Annotated in this window: 2 protein-coding genes; both read left to right on the top strand. The window is 66.9% G+C overall.

Annotated features, from left to right (window positions below; genetic code table 11):
- The first annotated feature begins 361 nt into the window (after window positions 1-361).
- The gene (smc, locus tag ACXJKH_RS15300; RefSeq protein ID WP_457320536.1) at window positions 362-3865 is read left to right on the top strand and encodes a chromosome segregation protein SMC; all 3504 of its coding nucleotides are present in this window, start codon (window positions 362-364) and stop codon (window positions 3863-3865) included.
- 43 nt (window positions 3866-3908) lie between these two features.
- Window positions 3909-4655 (top strand): cell division protein ZipA, encoded by a 747-nt coding sequence (gene zipA, locus ACXJKH_RS15295; protein ID WP_457320534.1) that lies wholly within the window; start codon window positions 3909-3911, stop codon window positions 4653-4655.
- Window positions 4656-4659 lie beyond the last annotated feature (4 nt).

Raw genomic sequence — 4659 nt, 5'->3', positions numbered from 1 at the left:
GCCTTCTATCGGCGGGGTGGTATGGGTGGGGGCGCGGGACCGTCGGGCGCCATGGATGGCGCCCGCGAGCCCCCATGGATGGGTTCACGGCGTGTCCCGCGCCCCCACCCATACCGCCCCGCAATCGGCAGAAGCCAGTAACTGGCTTCGACTTCGGCTTCGGCTCTAAGGCTTCAAAGCCTTTACGCCTCTAAAAACCACCCCACCCCCGCCAAACACCGCCCCCGTTATACTCAGGCTATCGCGTCGCCCTTGGGGCCATTGAAACCCTGCAACATCAATGGCTTGAGGGTGGGAATCGCCCCGACATCCACCCTGGCGGGGGTCGCTTCAGGCCCTTGCCCCGGAAACCAACCACGCCATGCGTCTGTCCACGATCAAGCTGTCCGGTTTCAAATCCTTCGTCGACCCGACCACCCTGCACCTGCCGACCAACATGACCGGCGTGGTGGGCCCCAATGGCTGTGGCAAGTCCAACATCATCGACGCCGTGCGCTGGGTCATGGGCGAAAGCTCGGCCAGCCGCCTGCGCGGTGACTCGCTCACCGACGTCATCTTCTCCGGCTCCTCTGCGCGCAAGCCGGTCTCCCAGGCGACCGTCGAACTCATCTTCGACAACACCGACCACACCATCACCGGCGAGTACGCCTCGTTCAACGAGATATCGGTCAAGCGCCAAGTCAGCCGCGACGGCAGCAGCAACTATTATCTCAACGGCACCAAGTGCCGCCGCCGCGACATCACCGACCTGTTCCTCGGTACCGGCCTCGGCCCGCGCAGCTACTCCATCATCGAACAGGGCATGATCAGCCAGATCATCGAAGCCCGACCCGAAGACCTGCGCGTCTACCTGGAAGAAGCCGCCGGCATCTCCAAGTACAAGGAACGCCGCAAGGAAACCGAGACCCGCATCCGCCACACCCGCGAGAACCTCGACCGCCTCAACGACCTGCGCGAAGAAATCGGCAAGCAGCTTGAACACCTCAAGCGCCAGGCGCGCCAGGCCGAGCAGTACCAGGCCCTGCAGGAAGAGCGCAAGGTCAAGGATGCCGAGTGGAAGGCGCTTGAATTCCGTGGCCTGGACAAACGCCTGGGCGGCCTGCGCGAAGCGCTCTCGCAGGAAGAAACCCGCCTGCAGCAGCTGATCGCCGAACAGCGCGACGCCGAAGCCCGCATCGAAACCAGTCGCGTCCGCCGCGAAGAAGCGTCCGACGCGCTCAGTACCGCCCAGGCCGAGGTCTACCAGGTCGGCAGCACCTTGGCCCGGCTCGAACAGCAGATCCAGCACCAGCGCGAGATGTCCCAGCGCCTGCACAAGGCCCGCGACGAAACCCAGCAGGCGCTGGCCGAACTGGGCCACCACATCAGCGGCGATGAAGCCAAGCTGCAGGTGCTGCGCGAGTCGGTCGAACTGGCCGAGCCCCAGCTCGAACAGCTGCAGGAAGAAAACGAAATCAAGCAGGAAGCCCTGCGCGACGCCGAGGCCCGTCTGGCCGACTGGCAGGCGCGCTGGGAGGCCCACACCCGCAGTACCTCCGAGGCCTCGCGTGCCGGCGAAGTCGAACGCACCCGCGTGGACTACCTCGACCGCCAGGTGCTCGAAGCCGATCGCCGCCGCGAAGCGCTGGTCGCCGAACGTGCCGGGCTGGACCTGGATGCGCTGGCGCAGGTGTTCGAAAAACTGCAGCTTCAGCACGAAACCCAGAAGGCCGCGTTGGACGGCCTCAACGAGCAGGTCGAAGAACGCAAGCACGCCGTCGCCGGCCTGCAGGACCGCCAGCGCAGCGGCCAGTCCGAACTGGCCGACATCCGCAAGCAGGCGCAGGCCGCACGTGGTCGCCTGTCCTCGCTGGAAACCCTGCAGCAGGCCGCACTCGGGCAGGAGCAGGGCGCGGCGGTGGCATGGCTGAAGTCACGCGGGCTGGATTCCGGCGCACGCGTCGGCGAGCGGCTGAGCGTTGAAAGCGGGTGGGAAAACGCGGTGGAGAGCGCGCTTGGCCAGCTGATCGAAGGCGTGCTGGTCGATGCGCCCGAGCGCCTGGTCGGTGAACTGGCGGAACTCGGCGAGGGGCGCATCGCGCTGGTCTCCGATGCGCAGGACGCATTGCAGGTCGCACCGACCTCGCTGGCCGCCAAGGTGCAGGGGCCGACCGCGATCCGCCGGCTGCTGGCGCGCCTGCACGCTGCCGACGACCTCGACCAGGCGCGTGCGTTGCAGGCCACGCTGGGCGAGGGCGACTCGGTCATTACCCGCAGTGGCGAACGCCTGGGCGAAGGCTGGGTGCGCGTCTCGCGCTCCGGCGCGGCCAAGCAGGGCGCGCTGCTGCGCGAACGCGAGATCGTCACCCTGCGCGAGCAGATCGATACCCTGCAGGAGCGCGAAGCCGAACTGGAAGAGCGTCTGGCCGGCTTCCGTGACCAGCTGCTGGCCGGCGAACAGCAGCGCGAAGACGCGCAGCGCCAGCTTTACCTGGCCCACCGCAGCGTCTCCGAACTGGGTGGCCAGTTGCAGAGCCAGCAGGGCAAGGTCGAGGCCGCGCGTACCCGCATCGATCGCATCGAAGGCGAACTCTCGCAGTTGCTGGAAACCCTCGACGCCGGCCGCGAGCAGGTGCGCGAAGCGCGCTCGCGACTGGATGATGCGGTCAGCAGCATGGGCGATCTGGAATCGGTGCGGCACGCGCTGGAGGCCGAGCGCCGCCAGTTCACCGATGCACGCGACCAGGCCCGTGATGCGGCCCRCAACGTGCGCGACAGTGCGCACTCGCTGGCACTGACGCTGGAATCGCAGCGCACCCAGGTCAGTGCGTTGAGCCAGGCGCTGGAGCGGATGAGCACCCAGCGCGGGCAGCTCGATTCGCGCCTGGGCGAACTGCATTCGCAGCTCGATGACGGCGATTCACCGGTGCAGGCGCTGGAAGCCGAACACCAGAACGCGCTCGGCGAGCGCGTGCGTGCCGATCGTGTGCTGGCCGAAGCGCGCACCATGCTCGAAGGCATCGACGCCGAGCTGCGCACGTTCGAGCAGACCCGCCACCAGCGCGACGAACAGGCGTTGGCCCAGCGTGAGCGCATTTCCCAGCGCAAACTGGACCAGCAGGCGCTGGTGCTCAGTGCCGACCAGCTCACCGCATCGGTGGAAAAGGCCGGTTTCGTGCTGCAGGACGTCATCAACAGCCTGCCCGACGACGCCCGCATCACCGAGTGGGAGCAGGCCGTGCATCAGATCGACGGGCGCATGCGCCGGCTCGAGCCGGTCAACCTGGCGGCGATCCAGGAGTACGGCGAAGCCGCGCAGCGTTCGGACTACCTGGATGCGCAGAACACCGACCTGACCACCGCGCTGGAAACGCTGGAAGACGCCATCCGCAAGATCGACCGCGAAACCCGTGGCCGCTTCAAGGACACCTTCGACCGTGTCAATGCCGGCGTGCAGCAGCTCTATCCGCGTCTGTTCGGCGGCGGCCACGCCTATCTGGAGTTGACCGGTGAAGACCTTCTCGACACCGGTGTGGCCATCATGGCGCGCCCGCCGGGCAAGCGCGTGTCGAGTATCTCGTTGCTGTCCGGTGGCGAAAAGGCGATGACCGCGGTGGCGCTGGTGTTTGCGATCTTCCAGCTCAACCCGGCGCCGTTCTGCCTGCTGGACGAAGTGGACGCGCCGCTGGACGAAGCCAACGTCGGCCGCCTGGCCAATATGGTCAAGGAGATGAGTGAGAAAGTGCAGTTCCTGTTTGTCAGTCACAACAAGGCCACGATGGAAGCGGCGCACCAGTTGTCGGGCGTGACCATGCGTGAACCGGGCGTCAGTCGCCTGGTCAGCGTGGACCTTGAAGAAGCCGCACGATTGGCGGGCGCCGCCTGACGTGCCATGCTTATCTGAACGTATTTAGCCGGAGACCCCCCGAATGTCCGACATGGCACTGCTCCGCATCGGCATCCTGGCCGCCGGCCTGCTGTTGATCGCTGCGATCTTCCTGTTTGGCCGACCCAAGAAAAAATCCCAGGGCCGCCGCGTCGATGCGCCCGAGGGCAGCACCGGCCAGCGCCGTGAGCCCAGCCTGGGTGACGGCGACACCGGCGAGTCCGGCAGCGTCGGCGGCGTCGGCGGCGTCGGCGAAGATGGCGTGACCCAGGCCGAACTGGGGCTGCCGGATGTCGATGGCGCCGCCGCCAGCGATCTGGGCAAGCGCGCCAACCAGGATTTCGACAAGATCGTGTCGTTGTTCGTGGCCGCCCGCGCCGGCGAACAGCTGCGCGGCGAAGATATCGTGGTGGCCGCCGAGAAGACCGGCCTGGTGTTTGGCCACATGAACGTGTTCCACCGCCTGGTCGAAGGCCATCCCGAACGCGGTCCGATCTTCTCCATGGCCAGCATCATGAAGCCGGGCAGTTTCGACATGGCCAACATCCGCGAGATGGAAACCCCGGCGATCGCCTTCTTCCTGACCCTGCCGGCGCCGTTGACCGCGCTGGACGCCTGGGAAAAGATGCTGCCGACCGTGCAACGCATGGGCGAACTGCTGGACGGCGTGGTGCTCGATGACAGCCGCGCCACGCTCGGCCGCCAGCGTGTCGCGCACATCCGCGACGAACTGCGCGCCTACGACCGCCAGCACCAGGCCCCGCCGCTGACCAAGGCACCGCGCTGGTAAGGCG

It is taken from the genome of Stenotrophomonas sp. P5_B8, assembly GCF_054049855.1.
This window is presented reverse-complemented; position numbering and strand designations above follow the sequence as displayed.